Source organism: Paenibacillus thiaminolyticus (assembly GCF_007066085.1).
Classification (GTDB): domain Bacteria; phylum Bacillota; class Bacilli; order Paenibacillales; family Paenibacillaceae; genus Paenibacillus_B; species Paenibacillus_B thiaminolyticus.
This window is the reverse complement of record NZ_CP041405.1, coordinates 3798667-3824614: the sequence shown is the minus strand read 5'-3', so window position 1 is coordinate 3824614 and position 25948 is coordinate 3798667. Positions and strand designations below refer to the sequence as shown.

Annotated in this window: 16 protein-coding genes and 3 rRNA genes; 8 read left to right on the top strand and 11 right to left on the bottom strand. The window is 52.6% G+C overall.

The features are described 5' to 3' along the window. Positions 1-240 precede the first annotated feature (240 nt). From rrf to gyrA, 5 genes are all read right to left on the bottom strand, one after another. A 5S ribosomal RNA gene (gene rrf / locus FLT43_RS16980) occupies positions 241-357 on the bottom strand. A 61-nt stretch (positions 358-418) separates the two neighbouring features. Further along, positions 419-3334 (bottom strand): 23S ribosomal RNA (locus tag FLT43_RS16975). Positions 3335-3537: 203 nt separating this feature from the next. Continuing rightward, positions 3538-5085 (bottom strand): 16S ribosomal RNA (locus tag FLT43_RS16970). The 16S, 23S and 5S rRNA genes sit together here, the layout of an rRNA operon. 377 nt (positions 5086-5462) lie before the next feature. Beyond that, positions 5463-6602, bottom strand: coding sequence for an HD-GYP domain-containing protein (locus FLT43_RS16965; protein WP_087443458.1), 1140 nt, complete (start codon positions 6600-6602; stop codon positions 5463-5465). Positions 6603-6792: 190 nt separating this feature from the next. After that, on the bottom strand, positions 6793-9330 hold the full coding sequence (gene gyrA, locus FLT43_RS16960; protein ID WP_087443457.1) for a DNA gyrase subunit A: 2538 nt from the start codon (positions 9328-9330) through the stop codon (positions 6793-6795). 373 nt (positions 9331-9703) lie between these two features. Here gyrA and FLT43_RS16955 point away from each other — a divergent pair, with 373 nt between their 5' ends. After that, the gene (locus FLT43_RS16955) at positions 9704-10471 is read left to right on the top strand and encodes a YheC/YheD family protein (RefSeq protein ID WP_087443456.1); all 768 of its coding nucleotides are present in this window, start codon (positions 9704-9706) and stop codon (positions 10469-10471) included. A 104-nt stretch (positions 10472-10575) separates the two neighbouring features. On the opposite strand, the gene gyrB is transcribed toward FLT43_RS16955, so the two are convergent. The 6 genes from gyrB to dnaA form a co-directional block, all read right to left on the bottom strand. Continuing rightward, a complete protein-coding gene (gene gyrB, locus FLT43_RS16950) occupies positions 10576-12486 on the bottom strand; it encodes a DNA topoisomerase (ATP-hydrolyzing) subunit B (protein WP_087443455.1) in 1911 nt (636 codons plus the stop codon). 122 nt (positions 12487-12608) lie between these two features. Then, on the bottom strand, positions 12609-12854 hold the full coding sequence (gene remB / locus FLT43_RS16945; protein WP_006678665.1) for an extracellular matrix regulator RemB: 246 nt from the start codon (positions 12852-12854) through the stop codon (positions 12609-12611). A 12-nt stretch (positions 12855-12866) separates the two neighbouring features. Next, on the bottom strand, positions 12867-13979 hold the full coding sequence (gene recF, locus FLT43_RS16940; protein WP_087443454.1) for a DNA replication/repair protein RecF: 1113 nt from the start codon (positions 13977-13979) through the stop codon (positions 12867-12869). Between the two features lie 3 nt (positions 13980-13982). Beyond that, positions 13983-14207, bottom strand: a complete 225-nt coding sequence (yaaA, locus tag FLT43_RS16935; protein WP_087443453.1) for a S4 domain-containing protein YaaA — start codon at positions 14205-14207, stop codon at positions 13983-13985. A gap of 55 nt (positions 14208-14262) precedes the next feature. Further along, positions 14263-15405: a DNA polymerase III subunit beta gene (gene dnaN / locus FLT43_RS16930; protein ID WP_087443452.1), complete on the bottom strand. Its 1143-nt coding sequence runs from the start codon at positions 15403-15405 to the stop codon at positions 14263-14265. A gap of 203 nt (positions 15406-15608) precedes the next feature. Continuing rightward, the gene (gene dnaA, locus FLT43_RS16925; protein WP_087443451.1) at positions 15609-16964 is read right to left on the bottom strand and encodes a chromosomal replication initiator protein DnaA; all 1356 of its coding nucleotides are present in this window, start codon (positions 16962-16964) and stop codon (positions 15609-15611) included. Positions 16965-17762: 798 nt separating this feature from the next. On the opposite strand from dnaA, the gene rpmH reads away from it, so the two are divergent. The 7 genes from rpmH to rsmG all read left to right on the top strand — a co-directional run bounded on the left by rpmH (position 17763) and on the right by rsmG (position 24454). Then, positions 17763-17897 (top strand): 50S ribosomal protein L34, encoded by a 135-nt coding sequence (gene rpmH / locus FLT43_RS16920; RefSeq protein ID WP_087443450.1) that lies wholly within the window; start codon positions 17763-17765, stop codon positions 17895-17897. 346 nt (positions 17898-18243) lie between these two features. Then, the gene (rnpA, locus tag FLT43_RS16915) at positions 18244-18585 is read left to right on the top strand and encodes a ribonuclease P protein component (RefSeq protein ID WP_006678659.1); all 342 of its coding nucleotides are present in this window, start codon (positions 18244-18246) and stop codon (positions 18583-18585) included. 94 nt (positions 18586-18679) lie between these two features. Continuing rightward, positions 18680-19453 carry a YidC/Oxa1 family membrane protein insertase gene (locus FLT43_RS16910; RefSeq protein WP_087443449.1) on the top strand — a complete coding sequence of 258 codons (774 nt, stop codon included), beginning with the start codon at positions 18680-18682 and terminating at the stop codon, positions 19451-19453. Then, a complete protein-coding gene (gene jag, locus FLT43_RS16905; RefSeq protein WP_087443448.1) occupies positions 19450-20187 on the top strand; it encodes an RNA-binding cell elongation regulator Jag/EloR in 738 nt (245 codons plus the stop codon). The genes FLT43_RS16910 and jag overlap by 4 nt, the downstream gene beginning before the upstream one ends. A gap of 166 nt (positions 20188-20353) precedes the next feature. Further along, complete coding sequence (mnmE, locus tag FLT43_RS16900) at positions 20354-21730, top strand: tRNA uridine-5-carboxymethylaminomethyl(34) synthesis GTPase MnmE (RefSeq protein WP_087443447.1); 1377 nt, start codon at positions 20354-20356, stop codon at positions 21728-21730. 36 nt (positions 21731-21766) lie between these two features. After that, the gene (gene mnmG / locus FLT43_RS16895) at positions 21767-23674 is read left to right on the top strand and encodes a tRNA uridine-5-carboxymethylaminomethyl(34) synthesis enzyme MnmG (RefSeq protein WP_087443446.1); all 1908 of its coding nucleotides are present in this window, start codon (positions 21767-21769) and stop codon (positions 23672-23674) included. A 57-nt stretch (positions 23675-23731) separates the two neighbouring features. Continuing rightward, on the top strand, positions 23732-24454 hold the full coding sequence (gene rsmG / locus FLT43_RS16890) for a 16S rRNA (guanine(527)-N(7))-methyltransferase RsmG (protein ID WP_087443445.1): 723 nt from the start codon (positions 23732-23734) through the stop codon (positions 24452-24454). The last annotated feature ends 1494 nt before the right edge of the window (positions 24455-25948 follow it).

Here is a 25948-nt window from a genome sequence, read left to right as displayed (position 1 = left end):
ATAAGATGACGCCCTGAATGCAAACATGCCTCTCTGATGATTCCTCAGATGATGCCTCAATGACGCCCCGTGGAAGCAACAATGCCTCAAGATGCCTCAAATGACGCCCTAGAGTGCAACAATGCCTCAGGATGCGATGACATGTTCGTCCGGTTCACCGTCCTCCGGTTCGCCGCATTCCCTGCATTCTTCCGTAGATATAGAAAAAAACCACCGACAGAAAGTCAGTGGTCTTTGTCTGCTTGGCAGCGTCCTACTCTCCCAGGACCCTGCGGTCCAAGTACCATCGGCGCTGGAGGGCTTAACGGTCGTGTTCGGGATGGGTACGCGTGGAACCCCTCCGCTATCGCCACCAAACAGATAAGGTATTGTACCTTAAAAACTGAATGCGAAAGTTTGTCTTGCGAATCATCTTACTTAGGATAAGCCCTCGACCGATTAGTATTGGTCAGCTCCATGCATTGCTGCACTTCCACCTCCAACCTATCTACCTCGTCGTCTTCAAGGGGTCTTACCAATGTGGGAAATCTCATCTTGAGGGGGGCTTCACGCTTAGATGCTTTCAGCGCTTATCCCTTCCGTACTTGGCTACCCAGCTATGCCTCTGGCGAGACAACTGGTACACCAGCGGTACGTCCATCCCGGTCCTCTCGTACTAAGGACAGCTCCTCTCAAATTTCCTACGCCCGCGACAGATAGGGACCGAACTGTCTCACGACGTTCTGAACCCAGCTCGCGTACCGCTTTAATGGGCGAACAGCCCAACCCTTGGGACCTACTTCAGCCCCAGGATGCGATGAGCCGACATCGAGGTGCCAAACCTCCCCGTCGATGTGGACTCTTGGGGGAGATAAGCCTGTTATCCCCAGGGTAGCTTTTATCCGTTGAGCGATGGCCCTTCCATGCGGTACCACCGGATCACTAAGCCCGACTTTCGTCCCTGCTCGACTTGTAGGTCTCGCAGTCAAGCTCCCTTCTGCCTTTGCACTCTTCGAATGATTTCCAACCATTCTGAGGGAACCTTGGGGCGCCTCCGTTACTCTTTAGGAGGCGACCGCCCCAGTCAAACTGCCCGCCTGACACTGTCCCCGAACCGGTTCCACGGTCCCAGGTTAGAACTCCGATACGATCAGGGTGGTATCCCAACGGCGCCTCCACCGAAGCTGGCGCTCCGGCTTCTCAGGCTCCCACCTATCCTGTACAGACCGTACCAAAGTCCAATATCAAGCTGCAGTAAAGCTCCATGGGGTCTTTCCGTCTTGTCGCGGGTAACCTGCATCTTCACAGGTATTAAAATTTCACCGGATCTCTCGTTGAGACAGCGCCCAAGTCGTTACGCCATTCGTGCGGGTCAGAATTTACCTGACAAGGAATTTCGCTACCTTAGGACCGTTATAGTTACGGCCGCCGTTTACTGGGGCTTCGGTTCATAGCTTCGCCTTGCGGCTAACCACTCCCCTTAACCTTCCAGCACCGGGCAGGCGTCAGCCCGTATACTTCGCCTTACGGCTTCGCACAGACCTGTGTTTTTGCTAAACAGTCGCTCGGGCCTATTCACTGCGGCCCCCTCGGGCTATTAACCCTACCGGGGCACCCCTTCTCCCAAAGTTACGGGGTCATTTTGCCGAGTTCCTTAACGAGAGTTCTTCCGCGCGCCTTAGAATTCTCTTCTCGCCTACCTGTGTCGGTTTGCGGTACGGGCACCTTTACCTGGCTAGAGGCTTTTCTTGGCAGCATGAAATCAAGACCTTCGGTACTGTAATTTTCCCTCCCCGTCACAGCCCAGCCTTACGGTCAGCGGATTTGCCTACTGACCAGCCTCACTGCTTGGACGAGCATCCATCAGCTCGCGTCCCTATCCTTCTGCGTCCCCCCATTGCTCATAACGGCTACGGTGGTACAGGAATTTCAACCTGTTGTCCTTCGACTACGCCTTTCGGCCTCGCCTTAGGTCCCGACTTACCCTGGGCGGACGAGCCTTCCCCAGGAACCCTTAGGCTTTCGGCGGACATGATTCTCACATGTCTTTTCGTTACTCATACCGGCATTCTCACTTGTGTACAGTCCAGCAGTCCTTCCGGTCTGCCTTCAACCCGGTACACAACGCTCCCTACCACTGATGCAAAGCATCAATCCATAGCTTCGGCGGTACGTTTAGCCCGTTACATTTTCGGCGCAGAGTCACTCGACCAGTGAGCTATTACGCACTCTTTAAATGATGGCTGCTTCTAAGCCAACATCCTGGTTGTCTGGGCAACTCCACATCCTTTCCCACTTAACGTACACTTAGGGGCCTTAGCTGATGGTCTGGGCTGTTTCCCTCTTGACAACGGACCTTAGCACCCATTGTCTGACTCCCGGATAATAAGTCCATGGCATTCGGAGTTTGACTGAGCTTGGTAACCCTTGGCGGGCCCCACCCAATCAGTGCTCTACCTCCACGACTCTTCCTCCGAGGCTAGCCCTAAAGCTATTTCGGGGAGAACCAGCTATCTCCGAGTTCGATTGGAATTTCTCCGCTACCCCACCTCATCCCCGAATTTTCAACATTCGTGGGTTCGGGCCTCCAGTGCGTGTTACCGCACCTTCACCCTGGACAGGGGTAGATCACACGGTTTCGGGTCTACGTCTACGTACTCATTCGCCCTATTCAGACTCGCTTTCGCTGCGGCTACGGCTTTTCACCTTAACCTTGCACGTAAACGTAACTCGCCGGTTCATTCTACAAAAGGCACGCCATCACCCATAAAAAGGGCTCTGACTTCTTGTAAGCACACGGTTTCAGGTTCTATTTCACTCCCTTCCGGGTGCTTTTCACCTTTCCCTCACGGTACTGCTTCACTATCGGTCGCCAGGAGTATTTAGCCTTAGCAGATGGTCCTGCCGGATTCCCACGGGGTTTCACGTGTCCCGCGGTACTCGGGATCCGTCTCGGAGGGCATTTACTTTCGAGTACAGGGCTTTTACCTTCTTTGGCGGGCCTTTCCAGACCTCTTCGTCTAATAAACACCTTTCTGACTCCATGTGAGACGTCCCACAACCCGGAGAGCAAGCTCTCCGGTTTAGGCTCTTCCGCGTTCGCTCGCCGCTACTGACGGAATCACTATTGTTTTCTCTTCCTGAGGGTACTTAGATGTTTCAGTTCCCTCGTATGCCTCTTCACACCCTATGTATTCAGGTGTGAGTGACTGCCTATTACAGCAGCCGGGTTTCCCCATTCGGACATCCCGGATCGATGCTTGCTTACAGCTCCCGAGGCAATTTCGTCGTTCGCCACGTCCTTCGTCGGCTCCTGGCGCCTAGGCATCCTCCGTGTGCTCTTACTAGCTTAACCTAGCAAGGTAGTTTAAAAAGTCCCCAAAGTGGCCTTTTTAAACCATCATTATTTATAAGGATGATTCTAAGCTTTACTTTCGCGATTCAGTTTTCAAGGTACAAGTGAAAGGGATTATCCTTTCAAAACTGAAAACGAGTGATGTTTGTGTGTGGAAGCTTATGCTCCCTGTATGTCTCCGTCGCAGGAGACGTAATCCTTAGAAAGGAGGTGATCCAGCCGCACCTTCCGATACGGCTACCTTGTTACGACTTCACCCCAATCATCTACCCCACCTTCGGCGGCTGGCTCCTTGCGGTTACCCCACCGACTTCGGGTGTTGTAAACTCTCGTGGTGTGACGGGCGGTGTACAAGACCAGGAACGTATTCACCGCGGCATGCTGATCCGCGATTACTAGCAATTCCGACTTCATGCAGGCGAGTTGCAGCCTGCAATCCGAACTGAGACTGGCTTTTAGGATTCGCTCCACCTCGCGGCTTCGCTTCCCGTTGTACCAGCCATTGTAGTACGTGTGTAGCCCAGGTCATAAGGGGCATGATGATTTGACGTCATCCCCACCTTCCTCCGGTTTGTCACCGGCAGTCACTCTAGAGTGCCCAACTCAATGCTGGCAACTAAAGTTAAGGGTTGCGCTCGTTGCGGGACTTAACCCAACATCTCACGACACGAGCTGACGACAACCATGCACCACCTGTCACCTCTGCCCCGAAGGGAAGCCCTATCTCTAGGACGGTCAGAGGGATGTCAAGACCTGGTAAGGTTCTTCGCGTTGCTTCGAATTAAACCACATACTCCACTGCTTGTGCGGGTCCCCGTCAATTCCTTTGAGTTTCAGTCTTGCGACCGTACTCCCCAGGCGGAATGCTTAATGTGTTAACTTCGGCACCAAGGGTATCGAAACCCCTAACACCTAGCATTCATCGTTTACGGCGTGGACTACCAGGGTATCTAATCCTGTTTGCTCCCCACGCTTTCGCGCCTCAGCGTCAGTTACAGCCCAGAAAGTCGCCTTCGCCACTGGTGTTCCTCCACATCTCTACGCATTTCACCGCTACACGTGGAATTCCACTTTCCTCTTCTGCACTCAAGTCACACAGTTTCCGATGCGACCCGGAGTTGAGCCCCGGGTTTAAACACCAGACTTACATGACCGCCTGCGCGCGCTTTACGCCCAATAATTCCGGACAACGCTTGCCCCCTACGTATTACCGCGGCTGCTGGCACGTAGTTAGCCGGGGCTTTCTTCTCAGGTACCGTCACCTATGGAACAGTTACTCTCCATAGCGTTCTTCCCTGGCAACAGAGCTTTACGATCCGAAAACCTTCATCACTCACGCGGCGTTGCTCCGTCAGACTTGCGTCCATTGCGGAAGATTCCCTACTGCTGCCTCCCGTAGGAGTCTGGGCCGTGTCTCAGTCCCAGTGTGGCCGATCACCCTCTCAGGTCGGCTACGCATCGTCGCCTTGGTGAGCCGTTACCCCACCAACTAGCTAATGCGCCGTAGGTCCATCCATAAGTGGCAGATTGCTCCGCCTTTCCCGATTCCCTCATGCGAGGAAATCGACTATCCGGTATTAGCCCACGTTTCCGTGAGTTATCCCGGTCTTAAGGGCAGGTTACCTACGTATTACTCACCCGTCCGCCGCTAAGCTAATGGTTTCCCGAAGGAAACCGTCGCTCCGCTCGACTTGCATGTATTAGGCACGCCGCCAGCGTTCGTCCTGAGCCAGGATCAAACTCTCCATAAAAGTAGTTTGACTTGCTCATTCTATTGCTGACGAGGTCAAAATGACCTCTTGCACAAACATCACTCGTTGTTCAGTTTTCAAAGAACAATCTTGTTTCTTTTCTTGTTGTCCCGCATCTCTCAGCGGCGACTTTTATAATATATCACGGCTAGAATCGGAATGCAAGTGTTTTTTTAAATTTATTTAAAGATTTCTTAAAGCTTTACCATTCCCCGCTTACCAACGCCTTATTCATGCGCTTATTGCAGCCTGTTCTGCCGTGCCTAGCTTGACCATAACACATTAACTATACGTGGGGAACAAGACAAAAATAGAGTCCCTGGGCAAAGAGACTCTATCTGAACAGAACTATCTTATTAGATAATCAGCTTAGGCAATCAGCCGGTCAATACTTTCTTAATCCACAGATGACGCTCCTCCGACAGATGCACGATCTGCCCATCCACCGACACCCACGGGCGTGTAGGATGACGCTCCTCCGTGAAGACAATCTTGCCTACCCGGCCGTCGTTCAATTGCACAGCGCTGCCCTGCTGAAAGTGCGTCACTTTTTGGATGAACGTTGACACGAGCTGCGGGTCCAGCTTGCCGAACGACTCTTCCTTCAGCTGCTCCAGCACAACATATGGAGAAGCGGCGCGTTTGTAGCCCCGATTCAGCGTCATCGCATGGAACATATCGGCGACGGCGACGATTTTGGCATAAGGATGAATCTTCTCTCCCGGGACGCCCAGCGGATACCCGCTCCCGTCCATTCGTTCGTGATGCTGGAGGACACCCAGCTTCACCCCTTCGTTCAAGCCTGGCGTATGGCGCAAAATATCATAAGCATAATGGGCATGCCGCTTCATTGCGGCCCGCTCGCTATCCGTCAGAGCGCCCTGCTTGTTGACGATATCATCATCAACCCGGGTCTTGCCGATATCATGCAGCAAGCCGGCAAGCGCAATTTGCATGCCTTCCTTGGCCGGCTGTCCGCTCCATTGGCCAAGCAGATGTGATGTCAACGCGACCGCAATCGATTTATGATACAAATAATCGTCTTCTTCATCGGCGATAAGCTCCTTAATATCCGGATGAAGGAACAGCGGCGAGTAATGATCCGCGCGAGCCAACAGCCATTCCATCTGCTGGCGCAGCTCCAGAATCGGAAGCTTCGTCATGTTTGCGGTATGGAATACATTTTTCAACAATTGAACCATCTGCATCCATAATTCCACAAAACCTGCCGGCTTCGCGTTCGGGGCCGTCCCGCCCCCCTCTCTGTCTTCTGCCGCCGCATCCTCGGATTTGTCCCTGGCCGGCATAGCCGCTGAGTTGCCGAATGCCGCTTCGGCCAATTCCGGCTCTGGTTCTCCTTCAACATCGACCGTCTTCACCAAAAATGCCTTCAGCACTTCCATATCCTGAACGCTGAGTCTTCGGCCTTTGAACATCAACACACCGCCGAGCATCGTCCGCACATCTTGATCGAGCCGATCTCCTGGCTTGGCTTGCGATACTGGAATTAACACCATCTGTCCATTCCACGCTCCTGATCCTTCGTAAAATAAGAAGAAAACCTCTGCCGCAGCGGATCGCTCTGAACCGGCCGCGGGATAGAGGTTCATTATAATGACTGCATCAGGAAAGCAATTCTGCGATGTGATAACCGTCTGATACAGTAGAAGGGGCGCATCTTGTGGATATACGCCCCTTCGTGTCAAATTAGGATGAAGGATTGTCTGGGCCGCCGGATGTATCGGCTGCAGCAGAATCCGCGTCAGGTCCATTCTCCTGGCTTCCCGGCTCCTCGTTCATATCTTCCATCTCATCCTGTTCTTCATTCTTGTCGCACCGGCTGACGGTAGCTACACTGTCATCCTCCCGGATATTAATGAGCTTGACCCCTTGCGCATAGCGTCCCATCTGTGAGATGCCTGCCATGCTCATCCGGATAATGGTGCCAAGCGAGGTGATGATCATCAGATCCTCTTCCGGCTGGACGACCTTCAAGCCGACGACAGGGCCGTTTTTAACCGTCACGTTAATCGTCTTGATTCCTTTGCCTCCGCGGCTCTGGATGCGGTACTCGCTCATTGGCGTTCGCTTGCCGTAGCCTTTGGAGGAGACGATAAGGACATCATTGTCCTCGCTGACGACGTCCATACCGATGACGAAGTCGTCATCGTCGAGCGTAATCCCTTTGACGCCGGTAGCGGAGCGTCCCATGGAACGGACATCTTTTTCCGGGAAACGAATCGACATCCCGTTCGATGTCCCCATAATGATCTCCTGCTCCCCATCCGTCAGGCGAACCCCGATAAGATCATCGTCTTCTCTCAGGTTGATGGCAATCAGCCCGCCCTTGCGGATATTGACGTAATCATCCAGGGGCGTCTTCTTCACGATACCGTGGCGGGTAGCGAAGAACAAGAACTTGTCCGCTTCGAATTCCTTCACCGGAATGACGGCGTTGATCGATTCTCCCTGCTCGATCTGAATCAGGTTAATGATCGGCGTCCCGCGCGCAGTGCGGCTCAAGTCAGGCACCTCATACGCCTTGATGCGGTACACCTTGCCTTTGTCGGTGAAGAACATCAAGTAATGGTGGGAATTGGTGACGAACAGATGCTCGACGAAGTCGTTATCCTTCGTATCCATTCCGACCACGCCCCGTCCGCCGCGCTTCTGGCTGCGGTACGTCGTAACCGGCAGGCGCTTGATGTAGCCGCTGTGCGTAATCGTGATGATAACATCCTCTTGCGGGATTAGATCCTCGTCGAGAATGCTGTCTTCGCCGATTGTAATCTCCGTACGGCGCTCGTCGCCATATTTTTGTTTTACCTCTTCCAATTCGTCGTTAATAATATTCAACACCAGCTGTTCGCTTGCCAAAATTTCCTTCAATTCGGCAATCTTCTTCATCAGCTCGGCGTATTCTTCTTCGATCTTCTCCCGCTCCAGACCGGTCAAGCGCTGCAGGCGCATATCGAGAATCGCTTGAGCCTGCTCGACGGACAGCTGGAAGCGGCTGATCAAGCCTTCGCGCGCGATATCGGCTGTCCGGGAACCGCGGATGAGCGCGATCACTTCATCGAGGTGATCAAGCGCCACACGCAACCCTTCCAGAATATGAGCGCGAGCTTCCGCCTTCCGCAGATCGAACTCAGTGCGGCGGCGAATGACTTCAACCTGGTGCTCCAGGTAATAGTAGAGCATCTCGCGCAGGTTCAATACGCGCGGCTCCTGATTAACGAGCGCCAGCATATTGATGCCGAAGTTCGACTGCAGCGCCGTATGCTTGTACAGATTGTTCAGCACGACGCTCGGATTGACATCCCGGCGCAGCTCGATAACGATCCGCATGCCGTTGCGATCGGATTCGTCGCGCAGATCCGTAATGCCCTCGACCCGCTTCTCGCGGACCAGCTCGGCAATCTTCTCGACCAGCTTCGCCTTATTCACTTGGTAAGGCAGCTCATGAACGAGAATGCGGGCTTTGCCGTTATGCTCTTCAATCGTTGCCTTCGCCCGCATCGTAACCGAACCGCGCCCGGTCATATACGCTTGGCGAATCCCTTCGCGGCCCAGAATCAGTCCGGCTGTCGGGAAATCCGGCCCCTTGATATAATCCATCAGCTCGAGCGGCGTAATCTCCGGATTGCGGATAAGCGCCTGAATGCCATCAATGACCTCGATCAAATTATGAGGCGGAATGTTGGTCGCCATGCCGACCGCAATCCCCGAGACCCCATTGACAAGCAGGTTCGGGAACCGCGCCGGCAACACGACTGGCTCCGTCTCTTCCCCATCATAGTTCGGGGCGAAATCAACTGTATCTTTATTAATGTCACGCAGCAGCTCCATCGCAATCTTAGACAGACGCGCTTCTGTATACCGCATCGCTGCCGCGAAGTCCCCATCTATCGAACCGAAGTTCCCGTGACCGTCGACCAGCATATAACGCAGAGAGAAGTCCTGCGCCATGCGCACCATCGTCTCATAGACCGCTGAATCACCGTGAGGGTGATACTTACCGATGACTTCCCCGACAATTCTTGCCGACTTCTTATATGGCTTGTCCGGCGCCATGCCGAGTTCAGACATCGCATACAATATCCGGCGGTGAACCGGCTTCAGTCCGTCGCGAACATCCGGCAGCGCACGGCTGACAATGATGCTCATCGCGTAATCGAGAAAAGATTCCCGCATCTCCATGCCGATGTCGCGATCTTTAATTTGCGATTGTTTTTCTTCCGCCATGCTGGACCTCCTCATCATTCTTGTTCACAGCGTCCACAATGTATGGCAAATAGCAATGAGTTTGCTTAGCAAGCGAAAACGGCTCCATTGCCCTGATCGGGATCGAACCGTTTCCCTGTGTGAATAAGATCAGCCATCCTAGTGGGCTGCCTATTATTCACCAAGCCCATATCTACGCTATTTTCATTATATTACTTTCACAAAAGATGTACAATTAAACGTTACGCCAAATGACACCAAAAACCGAACAATTCCTTTCGCAAAATGGGCTTTTGTTCTTTTCCAATCGGCCTTCGCCGACATATCCTTTATTATACCATACTTGACTACTAGAAAAGATGACGCAATCAGGTTCATCGGAAAGGATGGTTGAATGGCCATACGACGTGTTGCCAGTAAGTTGAAAAAGACGCTGGCCTTGCAGCGCTCCGCCGAGCTCAATGCGTTCATTCCAGAGACGCGTCCCTTCACGGAGAACCATCTGGAGAGCATGCTCGAGGCGCATGCCATGGTCTATGTCAAGCCGAACCGGGGTACCCATGGTCATGGCGTCATGCGGGTGGTCCGGGAGGGAGAGGAGTATCATCTGATGGCAGGCACGCAGGTGTTCCGTTACGCCACATTCGAAGACTTGCACCGCGCGGTCGCCAGACGAATCGGATCCAAGCCCTATCTGATTCAGAAGGGAATTCATCTTCTCAAGTATCAAGACAAAAATTTCGACATTCGCGTGCTGACGCAAATGAGCCCGAAAGGCCACTGGGAGACGACGGCCGTATTCGGCAAGGTGGCCGGCACCAGCAATGTTGTCACCAACTTCAATAGCGGTGGGAAGCTGGCTGATATTAACCCGCTCCTCAAAGACAACATGACGGAGGAAGAAAAGGTCCGGATGATCGCCTTGCTGAAGCAGTTGGGGATAGAGACGGCGGCGGAACTGGAAAAAAGTTTCCCCGGCCTCAAGGAAATCGGGTTGGATGTCGGGCTGGATGAAGACCGCCAACCGTGGATATTCGAAGTCAACACGAAGCCGGATATCACCGTGTTCCGCAACATGAATTTCAGCCAGTGCAATTACCGCCGCATCCGCAAATATGGCATCGCCTACGGCCGCCTGCGCCGCCGCAAGCGCTCCTCTTGAACGTGCCCCACGCGGCAGGCAAACAGTCGGTCGTCTGCCCGCCCAGGCAATGCAGCGCACAAAAGCCCCGGTCCTTGCAGGGACCGGGGCTTGCATGCTTTCGCTTAAAAATCGAGATTTTTGACAAATTTGGCGTGGCGCTGAATGAAGTCGCGGCGCGGCTCCACATTATCGCCCATCAATGTGTCGAACACTTCGTCCGCCATCTTCGCATCCTCGAAGGATACTTGAAGCATGGAGCGGCTCTCGGGATCCATCGTCGTCTCCCACAGCTGCTCGGCATTCATCTCGCCGAGACCTTTGTAACGCTGCACGTTGACTTTGACGCCCTCGCCGAATTCAGCAATAATCTCGTCTCTCATCTTCTCGCTGTCCGCATACCGGACCACCTTGTTCCGCTCGATCTTGAAGAGCGGCGGCTGAGCGATATAGACATATCCAGCTTCGATCAGTCTCCGCATGTAGCGGTAGAAGAACGTCAGAAGCAGCGTCCGAATATGGGCGCCGTCGACGTCGGCATCCGTCATAATAATAATTTTGTGATAACGGGCCTTCTCCAGATCGAAGTCCTCGCCGATCCCGGTGCCGAGGGCCGTAATAATCGCCCGGATTTCGGCATTGGACAAAATTTTGTCCAGGCGGGATTTTTCGACGTTCAAGATTTTCCCCTTGAGCGGAAGAATCGCTTGGAAGTGGCGATCCCGGCCCTGCTTGGCTGAACCGCCCGCAGAATCCCCCTCGACGATGAACAGTTCGCACTGGGAGGCATCCTTGGAGGAGCAGTCTGCTAGCTTGCCCGGAAGCGAACTGACCTCAAGCGCGCTCTTCCGGCGGGTCAATTCCCGGGCACGGCGTGCGGCATCCCGGGCGCGCGCCGCCTGCAATCCCTTCTCGACCACTTTCCGCGAGATGGCCGGATTCTCATCCATAAATTCCATCAGCCGCTCGGCGAACAAGGACTCGACGATACTGCGCACTTCGCTGTTCCCCAGCTTCGTCTTCGTCTGGCCTTCGAATTGCGGCTCCGGAATTTTGACCGAGACGATCGCTGTCAGCCCTTCCCGCACATCATCCCCGCTCAAGTTGGACACATTATCCTTCATCAGGTTCATTTTGCGGGCATATTCGTTAATGATCCGCGTCAATGCACTCTTGAATCCGGACTCATGGGTTCCGCCTTCATGCGTATGAATATTATTGGCGAATGAATATATATTTTCCGTATAGCTGTCGTTATACTGAAGGGCGATCTCGCATGTAATATAATCCTTCTGCCCCTCAACATAGATCGGCGGCTCATGCATTTTTTCCCGGTTGCGGTTCAAATATTCGACGAATTCAATAATCCCTCCGTCGTATTTGAATGTCTCCGTCTGGTTGTTCCGCTCGTCCATGAGCACCATTTCGATACCTTTATTCAGGAACGCCAGCTCGCGGATCCGGGAGACAAGCGTCTCATGATCATAGACGAGCGTATCCGTGAAGATTTCAGGATCCGGCTTGAAGCGAATCGTCGTTCCTGTCTCATCGGTGTCACCGAGCACTTTGAGATCATACTGAGGCACACCGCGGCGGTACTCTTGCTGATGGATATGACCGTCCCGCTTGACCGTAACGATAAGGCTCTCCGACAACGCATTGACGACGGACACCCCTACGCCGTGCAGACCTCCGGACACTTTATAGCCTTCGCCTCCGAACTTCCCGCCGGCGTGAAGCACCGTCATGACGACCTCTACGGCCGGACGCTGCATCTTCTGCTCGATACCGACCGGAATCCCGCGCCCGTTATCAATGACCGTGATACTGTTATCTTCATGCACGATCACTTGAATCTTCGTACAGTAACCGGCCAACGCCTCGTCAATACTGTTGTCGACCACTTCCCATACCAAATGATGAAGCCCTCTGACGCTAGTGGAACCAATATACATCCCCGGCCGCTTACGAACCGCTTCCAGGCCTTCCAGGACCTGAATCTGGCTCTCATCATAAGTGTTTTGATTCAATGACATGCCCTCACCTACTTCTTATTTTTCAGTTCCGCCGCTGGTTCATCCGCTATACAATGCGGCCTGCAGGCCATTCCGGCGCGCTTCGGCCCCAGATCGGTCCGGCAAGCGAAAGTGTCGTATGCCTACTCGTTGTAATGACGCGCCCGCTTCTTCAGCGTAGTAGATGAAATGGGCGAAAAGTAAACTTTTCCTTTCGTGACGACGATCGACTTGGCTTCCTCCTCGCCTATCGCCTCCACGTTTTTGACCTTATGGGCATTCGCCACGAACTGCTTGGACAGCTTGGATGATTTCTCAATGGAAACATCGAAAATAGCGACCAGTTCCGAAGAACGAATGACCTTTTCTCCACCCAGGTGAATATACAATCGGACTCCCCCTTAACGCATGACTTGCCCGTTTTCCACGTGGAACATATTTGCATCCTGAAGCCGGCCGATGTTGATGCCTTCGATGCCCGTCGTCGTGATGAACGTCTGGACCTTGCTCTGAAAGGTCTCAATGAGCTGCGTCTGGCGGTGCGTATCAAGCTCGGACAACACATCGTCCAGCAGCAGCACGGGATATTCACCGATTTCTTCATGCATCAGCTCAATCTCAGCCAGCTTCAAGGATAAGGCCGTTGTTCGCTGCTGACCTTGCGAGCCGTACGTTTGCACTTCTTTGCCGTTAATGAAAAAGGCGAGATCGTCCCGATGCGGCCCGACAAGCGTTATGCCGCGCCGCACCTCCTGGTCTTTCATTTGTGTTAACTTTAACATAAATTGTTCAAATAAAACAGCGTCATCTTCTTCCGCCGCCGCAAAGGACGGCACATACTCAATCTGAAGCGCTTCCTGCCCATTGGTGATGCCTGCATGAATCTGCTCGGCCCAACCTTGCAGCTTTAGTAAATATTGTTTCCTTTTCCTTACAACTTTAACACCATTAACCGCGAGCTGTTCGTTAAAAATCTCGAGCATCGCATCCGGCTGTGCGCCGGGCTTGCTCCACATCTGCTTCAAGAGGTTGTTGCGCTGAATCAGAACCTTCTGATATTGCTGCAAATGGTACAAATAGCTCGGCTGGACCTGGCCGATCTCCATATCGAGGAAGCGCCGGCGGATGCCTGGAGAGCCCTTGACGATCTCCAAATCCTCCGGCGCGAACATCACGACATTGAGTGCGCCGATAAAGCCGCTCAGCTTTTTCTGCTCCAGCCCGTTCAGCTTGGCCTTCTTCCCCTGCTTGGAAATACTCAGATCGAGCTGGACCTGGCCGTACTTCCGCTCCACCAGCGCCTTGAGCGAGGCTTGATCCGCTTCCCAGCCGATCAGTTCCTTGTCCTTCGAAGTACGATGCGACTTGGTCAGAGCAAGCACGAAGATGGCTTCCAGCAAATTGGTCTTGCCCTGGGCATTATTGCCGACGAAGATGTTGACCCGGTTGTTCGTATCCAGCTCCAAGCCCTCATAATTGCGGTACTGCCTCAGCGCCACGGATTTGACGAACACCGGCTATGCCTCCTGCGCGGAAGTGACGCGGAAAGCGCCGCAGCCTTCCACATTCACGGTATCCCCCGCATACAGCTTCCGTCCCCGGCGGGATTCCGGCTCTCCGTTGACCTTGACCTGATTCTCGGCCAGGATCACCTTGGCATGTCCCCCGGTCGAAGCGCAGTCTGCCAGCTTCAGGAATTGCCCGAGCGTAATATATTCCGTATGAATCGTAATCTCGTTCATGATCGTATCCTCCTTGGCAGCCTCCCTGCGGCTGCGCTCCCCTGCCTGTCTCCGGTTAATTGGTCGTCCGGTATGGCAGGATGAGATGAAGGCTGTTCACCTTCTCCGTTGGTTTAATGATAATCGGACTCATAGCGCCCGTAAATCCGATGAAAATATGCTCGCATTCCACAACCTTCAACACATCGAGCATATATTTGGAGTTGAACGCGATGCGCAGCGGTTCCCCGTTGAATTCCTTGACATCCAACTGCTCGGTGACCCGGCCCAGCTCTGAGGAGCTCGATGAAATCTCGATCGTGCCGTCTTCCTTGGTCTGCAGACGGACAATGTTCGTCTTCTCCTCGCGTGACAGCAAATAGGCCCGGTCGATCGCATCCGTCAATTTTTTTGTATCCAAAACCAGTTCTGTTTTATACTGCTGCGGAATAATCTTGGAAGTATCCGGATAAGTGCCGTCTAAAATACGTGAATAAAACAGAACGCGGTCGATCTTGAACAATACCTGATTGTCGGCCACGACGATATCGACAATCGTGTTCTGATCCGGAATGATCTTGCTCAATTCATTGAGCGTCTTGCCGGAAATGACGACATTGTTAAAGCGGATATCTTCTTCGGCTTGAATATCAGCGATGCGGCTGGCCAGCCGATGGCGGTCCGTAGCGACGAACTTGAGGTCGCCCTCCTGCAAATTCCATAGCACGCCAGTCAAGATTGGCGTCGTCTCGTTGGTGGAAATGGCAAAAACCGTCTGCTTAATCATCGTTTTCAGCAAATCGCCGTTCACGCGAATAACCTGATTCTCCTCGATGCTTGGCAGCACCGGATATTCTTCCGGATCGAGGCCGACCATCTGGATGTCGGTTGAACCGGAACGGAGGAAGGTCTGGAAGTGATCTTTGACTTCGATCTCGATGTCTTGGGACGGCAGCTTCTTAATAATCTCGACAAAAAACTTGGCCGGCAGCACGACACTCCCCGGCTTGTCAACCTGGACAATCGTCTGGCGGTCATCCTCCACCGGAATGAAGCATTGAATCGAAATGTCGGTATCGCTGGCCGTCAAGGTCACTCCTTGAAAGGTCACGTCCATCTTAATCCCGGTCAGAATCGGAATCGTCGTCCGGCTGGAAATCGCTTTTGATACATTTTGTATCGCTTCATTCAGTTCATTTTTTAGTATGGAAATTTTCATGTCGTCACTCCTTAACGCCTATTGTAGCATTGCAATTCATGAGAAGCGGAATTTGCTTGCGTTGTTATATGATGATCTATATTAATCTTTTAAATAATAATAGTAATAGTAGGGGCACTGAATATGTGGATAACTACCTGGAACACGCATAAAGTAAAGCCTATCCACATGTGTATAGATTGTGCATAGGCTTTTTATGTTGTTCACAGCGTCGGATTTTTGATTTTGTCGATCAGGTTCTGAATCACTTTGTATAATTCCTGGTCTTGCTGTACGTTCTGGGTAATTTTTTCGTGCGCATGGATGACGGTCGTATGGTCCCGGCCGCCGAAGGCTTCCCCTATCTTGGGTAAGGAGTAGTCGGTCAGCTCGCGGGATAGATACATGGCGATCTGCCGCGGGAACGCGACGGCTTTCGTTCGCTTCCGCGCCTTGAAATCCTCCATCTTCAGCCCGTAGAACTCGCCTACCTTCTGCTGGATATCCTGTATCGTAATCATGCGCGGACGGCTGGACGGGATAATATCCTTCAGCGCTTCCGCTGCCAGATGGGTAGTTATATCCTGGTTCGTCATCGTCGAGAACGCGACGACCCGGGTCAGTGCCCCTTCCAGCTCACGAATGTTCGTGTTGATCTGATTCGCGATATAGCCCATCGCTTCATTCGGGATATCGAGGTTCTCCGCCTTTGCCTTTTTGCGCAGAATCGCGATTCTCGTCTCCAAATCAGGGGGCTGAATATCGGTGATCAAGCCCCATTCGAACCGGGAACGAAGCCGTTCCTCCAGCGTTTCGATCTCTTTGGGCGGACGATCGCTTGAGATGACGATCTGTTTATTTTCGTTATGAAGCGCATTGAAGGTATGGAAAAATTCCTCCTGCGTCGATTCCTTGCCGGCGAGAAACTGAATGTCGTCGACGAGCAAAATGTCGACATTCCGGTATTTGTTGCGGAAGCTCTCCCCCCGGTTATCCCGGATCGCATTGATGAATTCATTGGTGAACTTCTCGGATGTGGTGTATACGACGCGGCTCGCCGGATTATGCTCCAAAATGTAATGCCCAATCGCATGCATCAAGTGGGTCTTGCCCAGACCGACGCCCCCGTACAGGAACAACGGGTTGTATGCTTTGGCCGGCGCTTCCGCCACCGCGAGCGAAGCGGCATGGGCGAAACGGTTGTTCGAGCCGATGACGAATGTATCGAACGTATACTTGGGGTTGAGCATGGTGGAAGCCGGCTCATCCTGAACGGCAGGACGGGCCGGAGGACTCTGTGGCTGCGGAATGTCAGGTTCCGCAAGGGCCGCCTCCTCGATGATGAACTTGACGTCCACCTGATTGCCCGTAATTTCTAAGATAGTTGAGCTAACCAGCTTCGTATAACGGCTCTCAAGCCATTCCACCGCAAATGTGGTCGGTGCGGTAATCAGTAGCTGCGTGTCCGTAAACTTGACCGCTTGAGTGGCTTTGAACCAGGTATCGAAGCTTGGTTTGCTAAGCTTGGTCTGGATGACGGACAATATTTCCTGCCAATGTGCGTTCGCTTGGCGCTCCACAGATCGTTTCACTCCTTCAAACCTTCTGCGTCGTCAGGTGACGCGAAAACCGGCGTGCTTCGCCGCTCCATGAAAAGGACAAGGGCCCCGACAAGACGCGATAAGGGCTCTCCAAGGCACAGAAAGCCCTTATTAAAGAAGGGCGCATTGTCGGGGTCTATGCTGACATGTTATGACGGCGTTCGGCTTGCGCGTTACCGCAAAGCGAACGTGCATGATGTCGAGATATAGCGATTCGAATAATATATTATCCACAATATCAAGAAGATGTCGAACAATATATAAACGTTATATTCGAGTTGTTCACAACTTTATCCACAGGTTGTTGATAAATAAATATCCACAATGGTTATTCACAACCGAAAAACAATATAATCATAGCAGAAGAAGCCTTGTTTTTCAATGATACCGCGATAATTATCCACAAATTCAATAACTTGTGTACAAAAATTATGTACACCACTAGATATTGTTTATAACTTGTTGTCATTCGACAAGAGCGGCCACTGTGTATAAATTATTGTGCACAAGTCGTCATGGAAATCTGTCGATTTCTCAACGGTTTTGCACATGTGAATAACTTCGTGGCGGCGGAATCGCGAATCAGGGCTGCGGATAAGTCCCGAAGACAGACTTATTTCTATTAGAAAAGGAGAAAGAGGAAGGAGATGCCGAACGTTATCATTGACTTTTAAGAGGTATTCTGTTTAAATGTAAAAAGGAATTTTGTGCGAAAGTGTGAACTGACGCAATCAATGGGACTCCCATGACATATCTCATTCGAGGAGGTGCGCTACGTTGAGACCAACATTTAAGCCAAATGTGAGCAAACGCAAAAAAGTTCACGGTTTCCGTAAAAGAATGAGCACGAAAAACGGCCGTAAGGTTATTGCTGCTCGTCGTCAAAAAGGCAGAAAAGTACTGAGCGCATAAGACGCGTGAATGCAAGACCACCACGGTGGTCTTTTTTTCTTAAGGGGACCGATGCGATTCAATCGCATCTATTTATAATAGAGAGCCTGTTCATGTTCAATCCGCGATATGAGGGTCAAGAAGGATGGCGGTCTGCAAGCAGTATAGAACAAGCCATGAATGTCCTGACAGATACGGCCGGCTGACGGCAAGGGGGCATCATGGCCGTTTTTGCTTGCTTCCGAATCATCCGCTGTTCGGGCTGCGGTCAGGGAGCGTTTATTCCGCCTGGCGGAAGCACATACTTGGTTAATGGAATGCCGGCAGAGATTATTGCAGGCTTCGTAAGAAGGGCAGGAGTAAGCACGTGCAGAAAAAGTACCGGTTGCGGGACCGATCCGATTTTTCCCGGGTATACCGATACGGCCGTTCCTTCGCAAATCATCAGCTGGTCTTATATGTTTTCCATCGTCCGCAGGTGGAGCGGTTCCGCGTAGGGGTCTCCGCCAGCAAGAAGATCGGCAATGCGGTCATGCGCAACCGCATGCGGCGAATGATTAAGGAGATTGTGAGACGGGAGGCCGATCGGGTTATCGATCATGTCGATTTGATTTTCATCGTTCGCAAAGGCGCGACGGAGATGAATTACGATCAATTGACGAAGAGCGTGCAGCATGTGATGCGCAAGGGATCCGTGTTCAAGCAATAGGCAAGAATAGAGCGGCTTGGGCCGTTTCCTTTAGCGTTTGAAATATGATATATTTACTTTGGAATCGGATGGTTCAAGAGAGGAGTTTTTGCTATTGTCGCTGAAGAAGTTGTTGCATAATCGAAAATGGCTCTTCGTGGCGTTATCCGTGCTGTTGCTGGTCGTACTGACCGGATGTACGACATCGACCACGACATTGAAGACAGAGGACCTGCTGCAGGGGAACTTCTGGGAGCGCAACGTCGTCTATTATTTCTCGTTAGCTCTGGATACGTTTGCAACCTGGTTCAAGGGAGAGTATGGCCTGGCCATACTGCTGCTTACCATCATCGTCCGTTCTCTTATTTTACCGCTCACCGTGAAGCAGATGCGCAGCTCGAAGGAGATGCAGAAGCTGCAGCCGAAGCTTGCCGAGCTTAAGAAGAAGTATGGCGACAATCCGCAAAAGCAGCAAGAAGAGACGATGAAGCTGTTCCAACAGCATAATGTGAATCCGCTGGCCGGCTGCTTGCCGATGATTGTTCAGATGCCGGTATTTATCGCCCTGTACAACTCGATTTATTTGAACTCGGAAATTCGCGAGCATACGTTTTTATGGCTCAAATTGGGACAAACCGACCCGTACTACGTGCTTCCGATCATCGCTGCATTGACCTCGTTCATTCAGACGAAGATGATGACCGCACAGCAAAAAGGGCCGAATCCGATGCAGTTCATGCTGTACGTGTTCCCAATCTTGATTTTTGTCATGTCGATTAACTTCCCGGCGGCCTTGCCGCTGTATTGGGTATATAGCAACCTGTTCACGATTGTGCAGAACTTTTTCCTTTATCGTAACAATGATAAGGAGGTCAGTCCGGCGAAATGAACACGCTCATTGTATCGGGAAAAACGATCGAAGATGCAATAAACAACGGATTGGCACAATGGAAGGTGGCGGAAGATCGAGTCACCGTCCGCGTATTGGAGAAGCCCTCGCGCGGCTTGTTCGGATTGATTGGGGTGCGACCGGCTACCGTGGAGCTTACGCTGCTTGAGAAGCCGGAGGCACCTGTCCCGGCCCCAAGCCCTTCCGCTGAAGCGAAGTCAGAGCCGGCGGAAGAGGCGGCGGTGTCGTCCGTTGATGCCGCGGCCGCAGAAGCCGGGGTGGAAGGCCCCGATCCGATCGAAGAGGCGAGCCGGTTCATTATCGATGCGGCCCGCGCGATGGGATTGGAAGTGGAGGTATCGGTGCATAAGCGCAAGGATACCGTTACATTCGACATCAGCGGACCTGATCTTGGACTCATTATCGGGCGCCGGGGCCAGACTTTGGATTCGCTGCAATATTTGACGAGTCTGGTCGCTAACCGTTATTCTAAGCACCACCTTCGTATTATTCTTGATGCAGAGCAGTTCCGCGAGCGGCGGAAGAAGACGCTGGAAGCGCTGGCTGACCGGTTGGCGAACAAGGCCGTTCGCAACCGCCACGATGTCGTGCTGGAGCCGATGACGGCGCAGGAGCGGAAGATCATTCATGCCAAGCTGCAGGATCATCCGAAAGTGAAGACCTACAGCAAGGGCGAGGAGCCGAACCGGCGCATCGTTATTTCCGTGAAATAATCCGCATGGTATGATTGGAGTTTTCTCTATTATATAGACGTGGAATTCAAGCACGAACGCAATGATTGCGCCTATGTCGGGGGTAATCATTGCTTTTTTTTAACAAAATTCAATGTTCGGGATACGTACAGGATAGAAGCATGTGCGAAGACAGGAGGGAATTCACATGATGTATGATACGATCGCAGCCGTCTCGACACCGCTTGGCGAGGGCGGAATCGCGGTGATTCGGGTGAGCGGGGAAGGCGCGCTGAGCGAAGTGGAGAAGCTGTTCCGTTCCAAGGTTAAGCTGACCGAGGCGGAGACGCATACGATTCATTACGGCCATATCGTCGACCCCAAGACCGGGGAGCGGGTCGAGGAGGTGCTGGTGAACGTGATGCGGGCGCCGCGCTCGTTCACGACGGAGGATGTTGTCGAGATCAATACGCACGGAGGGATGATCTCGATTCGCAAGGTCATGGATCTGCTGCTGGAGCAGGAGATTCGTCCGGCGGAGCCAGGGGAATTCACGAAGCGCGCTTTCCTGAACGGACGCATTGACTTGTCGCAGGCGGAGGCGGTCATTGACCTGATACGGTCGAAGTCGGATCGGGCTTTCTCGGTGGCGATGAAGCAGGTGCAGGGCCATCTGTCGAAGAAAATTAGTGCGCTGCGCCATACGCTGATCGAGACGCTGGCCCATATCGAGGTGAATATCGATTATCCGGAGCATGACGTGGAAGAATTGACGAGCGCGTTCATCCAGGACAAATGCGGTCAAGTCAAAAAAGAGATTGAACGGCTGTTAAAGACGGCGTCCGAGGGGAAAATATTAAGAGAGGGCATTGTGACGGCGATTGTGGGGCGGCCGAATGTAGGGAAGTCCTCGCTGCTCAATACGCTGGCCCGGGATAATAAGGCGATTGTGACGGATATTCCGGGCACGACGCGCGACGTGATCGAGGAGTTCGTCACCATTAACGGCATTCCGCTTCGCTTGCTGGATACGGCCGGTATCCGGGAGACGACGGATATCGTCGAGCGCCTCGGCGTGGAGCGTTCCCGCAGCGCCTTGCTGGAGGCAGATCTGATCCTCTTCGTTGTGAATAACAACGAGCCGCTGCATGAGGATGAGCGGGAATGGATGAAGGAATTTGTGGGTAGACAAGTCATTGTGATTGTGAATAAAATGGATCTGCCGCAACATATTGATATAAGCGAACTGGAAAACACGTTCGGCGCAGATGCCATTGTCCGCATGTCGGCGAAGGAGCAGGAGGGCGTAGACGCCTTGGAGCAGGCGATCTCGACCTTGTTCTTCAGCGGCGGCATCGAATCCGGAGATTTGACGTATGTGAGCAACGTGCGCCACATTGCGCTGCTGAAGAAGGCGCTCCAGGCGCTTGATGATGCGATAGACGCTTCCCGCCAAGGCATCCCGATCGATATGATTCAGATCGATGTGCGGTCGGCCTGGGAGCAGTTAGGTGAAATTATCGGCGATGCCGTCGGCGATTCGCTGATTGATCAAATATTTTCTCAATTCTGCCTCGGCAAATAAGAAGCGGGTCGAAGATGGGAATAGAGGAGGGATACGATGCCATTCGATGCAGGACACTATGATGTTATCGTCATCGGAGCCGGACACGCGGGCTGCGAGTCGGCGCTTGCGACAGCCCGGATGGGCTGCAATACGCTGCTGTTGACGATTAATCTGGATATGGTGGCCTTCATGCCGTGCAACCCGTCGATCGGGGGGCCGGCCAAAGGCCATGTCGTGCGCGAGATCGACGCCTTAGGCGGCGAGATGGGCCGCAATATCGACAAAACATTCATTCAAATGCGCATGCTGAATACAGGAAAAGGGCCGGCGGTGCACGCGCTGCGCGCGCAGGCGGATAAGGTGATGTACCAGCAGGCGATGAAGGAAACGGTGGAATCGACGCCGAATCTGACGCTTCGTCAGGGCATGGTGGAGGAACTGCTCGTGGAAGACGGCAAATGCGTCGGCGTCGAGACCACATCCGGAGCCCGCTATACGGCGAAGGCGGTCGTTCTGACGACCGGGACGTATTTGCGCGGCAAAATTATTATCGGCGAGTTGATGTACGAGAGCGGTCCGAATAACCAGCAGCCTTCGATCAAGCTGTCGGAGAACCTGCGCAAGCTGGGCTTCGAGATGGTGCGGTTCAAGACCGGAACGCCGCCGCGCATTAATAAGCAGTTCATCGATTTCTCGAAGACGGAGATTCAGCCGGGGGATGAGCATCCGAAGTTCTTCTCCTATGAGACGACCTCGTCCGATAATGAGCAGCTGCCCTGCTGGCTAACCTACACGTCGGAGGAGACGCATCGGATTATTAACGAGAACCTGCACCGGGCGCCGATGTTCTCGGGAGTCATCGAGGGGACTGGGCCACGTTATTGTCCATCGATCGAGGACAAAATCGTCCGCTTCGCCGACAAGCCGAAGCATCAGATTTTCCTGGAGCCGGAGGGGAAAAATACGTCGGAGTATTACGTTCAAGGGCTGTCTACCAGCATGCCGGAGGACGTTCAGCTTCAGATGATCCGCTCGGTTCCCGGATTGGAAAAAGCGGAAATGATGCGCACGGGCTATGCTATCGAATACGATGCGGTCGTGCCGACGCAGCTGTGGCCGACGTTGGAGACGAAGCTGGTCGAGAACCTGTACACGGCCGGACAAATCAACGGAACGTCTGGCTATGAGGAGGCTTCGGCCCAAGGTATTATAGCCGGCATTAATGCGGCGCGCAAGATTCAGGGCAAGCCGCCGGTCATCCTGGACCGTTCGCAAGGCTATATCGGCGTCTTGATTGACGATCTCGTGACGAAGGGTACGATGGAGCCTTACCGTCTGCTGACGTCCCGGGCCGAATACCGTCTGCTGCTCCGTCATGACAATGCGGACATTCGCCTTACGCCTATCGGTTATGAGATCGGCTTGATTAGCGAAGAGCGCTATGCGGCATTCCAACGCAAGATGGAGCTCGTCGAGCGGGAGATGGAACGGCTGCGCGCGACGAAGGTGAAGCCGGATGAAGCGGTGCAGGCGATGCTCGCCGAAGCGGGATCGGCCCCGCTGGTGAACGGCTGCGACGCGATTACGCTAATGCGTCGTCCTGAAGTGGCCTACGCTCAGGTGGAGAAGCTGTTCCCATCTCCGTATGAGCTGGACGAGGAGATGAAGGAGCAGGTCGAGATTCAGATCAAATATGCCGGCTATATCGAGAAGCAGCTGCTGCATGTGGAGAAGCTGCAGAAGATGGAGAAGAAGATGATTCCGGCCGGTATCGACTATCAGGATGTGCAGGGCATCGCTTCCGAAGCGAAGCAGCGCCTGGAAAAGGTGCGGCCGATCTCGATCGGCCAGGCGTCCCGGATCTCGGGGGTGACGCCGGCAGATATTTCTATCCTGCTTGTCTATATCGAGCATTACAACCGCGTGACGGCGGCGAAGCAGGAAGAAATCCGCAACGGCTAGGCCTGCTCTGCTCGCTGAGGGCGGGATGTCATATGAGGGACGGAGAGATTCAAGCTTATGGATGCCGTACAAGAACAGTTTGCCGGCTGGCTGGCCGGGCACGGATGGACGCTCACGGAACGGCAGCGGGAGCAGTTCGAACAATATTTCCATATCTTGGTGGAATGGAACGAGAAGATGAACCTGACCGGGATTACCGAGCGGGATAAAGTATATGAGAAGCATTTCTATGATTCGCTGCTGCTGGCGGCCCATGTCAACATGGAGGATGTCGCCGCCATGGCCGATATCGGCTCGGGGGCAGGGTTCCCGGGCATTCCGCTCCACATCCTGTTCCCGCATGTCCAGCTGACGATTGTGGACTCGCTGAACAAGCGGATTCAGTTCTTGAATCATCTGGTGCAAGAGCTGGGGCTGACCGGGGTCGAATGCATTCATGGCCGGGCGGAGGAGGTGGCGCGTAAGCCGCAATACCGGGATCGGTTCGATCTCGTAACGGCTCGCGCCGTAGCCCGCCTCAATGTGCTGAATGAATTCTGTCTTCCGTTCGTGAAGACAGGCGGCCTGTTCGCGGCGATGAAGGGGACGAATCCGGCCGAGGAGATCGCCGAATCGGCGAAGAGCCTGCAGGTGCTGCACGGCTCCTTCCTGGCGGATCATAAGCTCACCCTGCCGGTGGAGGAATCGGAGCGCCATATCATTTTAATTGCCAAAAAAGGATCGACGCCCAAAGCATACCCGCGCAAACCGGGAATGCCGTTGAAGGCGCCGATACAGTAAGATGAAAGGAGCCGGTGTGTGTGCCGGCTCCTCAAGACTGTCGACAAAGTCCTGTCGACAGTCTTTTTCTTATGATAGGCGGGGCCGGGGAAGGCAGGGCAGGTTAGGTTAGGGCAAGCTGGTCCCTGCGTGAAGCTAGATGGTCTGTCATGGTGCGAATAGATGGGCAGCTCGGACGGAAGTATGGAACAAGATGGTACGCGCATGTAAATGCTGCAAAGGCGCAGCATTTTTAGCTTCAAGAGGCTAAATTCCGAGAAAATCCTGCAAAACGGCATCATTTCGCCATTTTGAACGCTATCTGCGCCTTACCGTAGGGTAATTGTTGTATTTTTGCAGCAATTCTATTTTCGCATACTCGTGCCAATGAAATTGCTGCATTCTTGCAGTATTGGTGGATCAGATGACTAGAATGACGGGAGATACTGCAGCATTAGCGGAGTGGATGATCGGAGGTGCGGATGATACTGCAGCTTTGGTGGAGTGAATGACTGGGTACGGGAGATTCCTGCAGCCTTAGTGAAGCAGATGAAAAAGCCATCGGCAACCTACGACTCTGCTGCGGTTTCCGTTGCATCCGTACCGCAAAATATTAGAGGAGTTCAGGGGCTCTCCGAATCCGGATTATTTGGAGAACATGCTTCCGCAGGAGATGAGGCTACTGGCCGGGCAAGGCCTGTCCGACAAGGAATTAGTTCTAACGGAATGGAATACGACCGCCTATTATCGGGAAGCTGATGAATTGCGGCTAATCTCGCCCAATAGGTCTTCCGTTTCGTCATTGTCAGCTCTACACTTTCGAGCGGCTTCCCCGTATTCGGCAATTCCATTTTCTATGGCAATATGGAGTTTGGCTTGCCGTTCGCTTTTGTCAGTATAGTTCATCACCGGAAAGCCCTTCTTTGATCAAGTCTTCTAATATGAGATCAGCGAAAGAATAATGGCCTGTATGTTCGCATACAGGGCGAATCATGATGACGCTCCCCTTGATACAAAACTCCACTTCGTCTTTAATTCCTGCTTGTTCGAAATATTTTGGAGGTATCGTAACTTGGCGTTTCTGAGAGATGCGTGCACGTGTTCATTCCATACGATCAGCCCTTTTTAAATATGTACTATATTACTTATATCTCATTATTATTTACATAACAATCATGAAATGGTAATGTATAAACAATTATATTCCATTATAAGGTAATGATGATGTGAGTCCCAGACATTCGATAACGAATTGATGGCTTTAAGCAATTTTACTCAATATTTTAGTAGTAAGCAGGATAAAAACTAGTATTAGTCCAAGTAGTGCGTATGACGAAAGTCCAGACAAAGGCGACTTTGGTATTGGAAGCAAAAAGACGAGTAATTCGACTAAATAAGAAGGAGACGATAACGTGATAAGTTTTCTTCATAGTACCTCCTTTATTGTATCTTTTATTTTCTGTCTTACCTTTATATCACTATTAGAGAAATTAAAGAACAATCAAAACATAATCA

Coding starts and splice junctions, on each gene's coding strand:
- FLT43_RS16965 (WP_087443458.1), bottom strand. CDS start 6,602: ATGGTGTTAATTCCAGTATCGCAAGCCAAGCCAGGAGATCGGCTCGAT.
- gyrA (WP_087443457.1), bottom strand. CDS start 9,330: ATGGCGGAAGAAAAACAATCGCAAATTAAAGATCGCGACATCGGCATG.
- FLT43_RS16955 (WP_087443456.1), top strand. CDS start 9,704: ATGGCCATACGACGTGTTGCCAGTAAGTTGAAAAAGACGCTGGCCTTG.
- gyrB (WP_087443455.1), bottom strand. CDS start 12,486: ATGTCATTGAATCAAAACACTTATGATGAGAGCCAGATTCAGGTCCTG.
- yaaA (WP_087443453.1), bottom strand. CDS start 14,207: ATGAACGAGATTACGATTCATACGGAATATATTACGCTCGGGCAATTC.
- dnaN (WP_087443452.1), bottom strand. CDS start 15,405: ATGAAAATTTCCATACTAAAAAATGAACTGAATGAAGCGATACAAAAT.
- jag (WP_087443448.1), top strand. CDS start 19,450: ATGAACACGCTCATTGTATCGGGAAAAACGATCGAAGATGCAATAAAC.
- mnmE (WP_087443447.1), top strand. CDS start 20,354: ATGATGTATGATACGATCGCAGCCGTCTCGACACCGCTTGGCGAGGGC.
- mnmG (WP_087443446.1), top strand. CDS start 21,767: ATGCCATTCGATGCAGGACACTATGATGTTATCGTCATCGGAGCCGGA.
- rsmG (WP_087443445.1), top strand. CDS start 23,732: ATGGATGCCGTACAAGAACAGTTTGCCGGCTGGCTGGCCGGGCACGGA.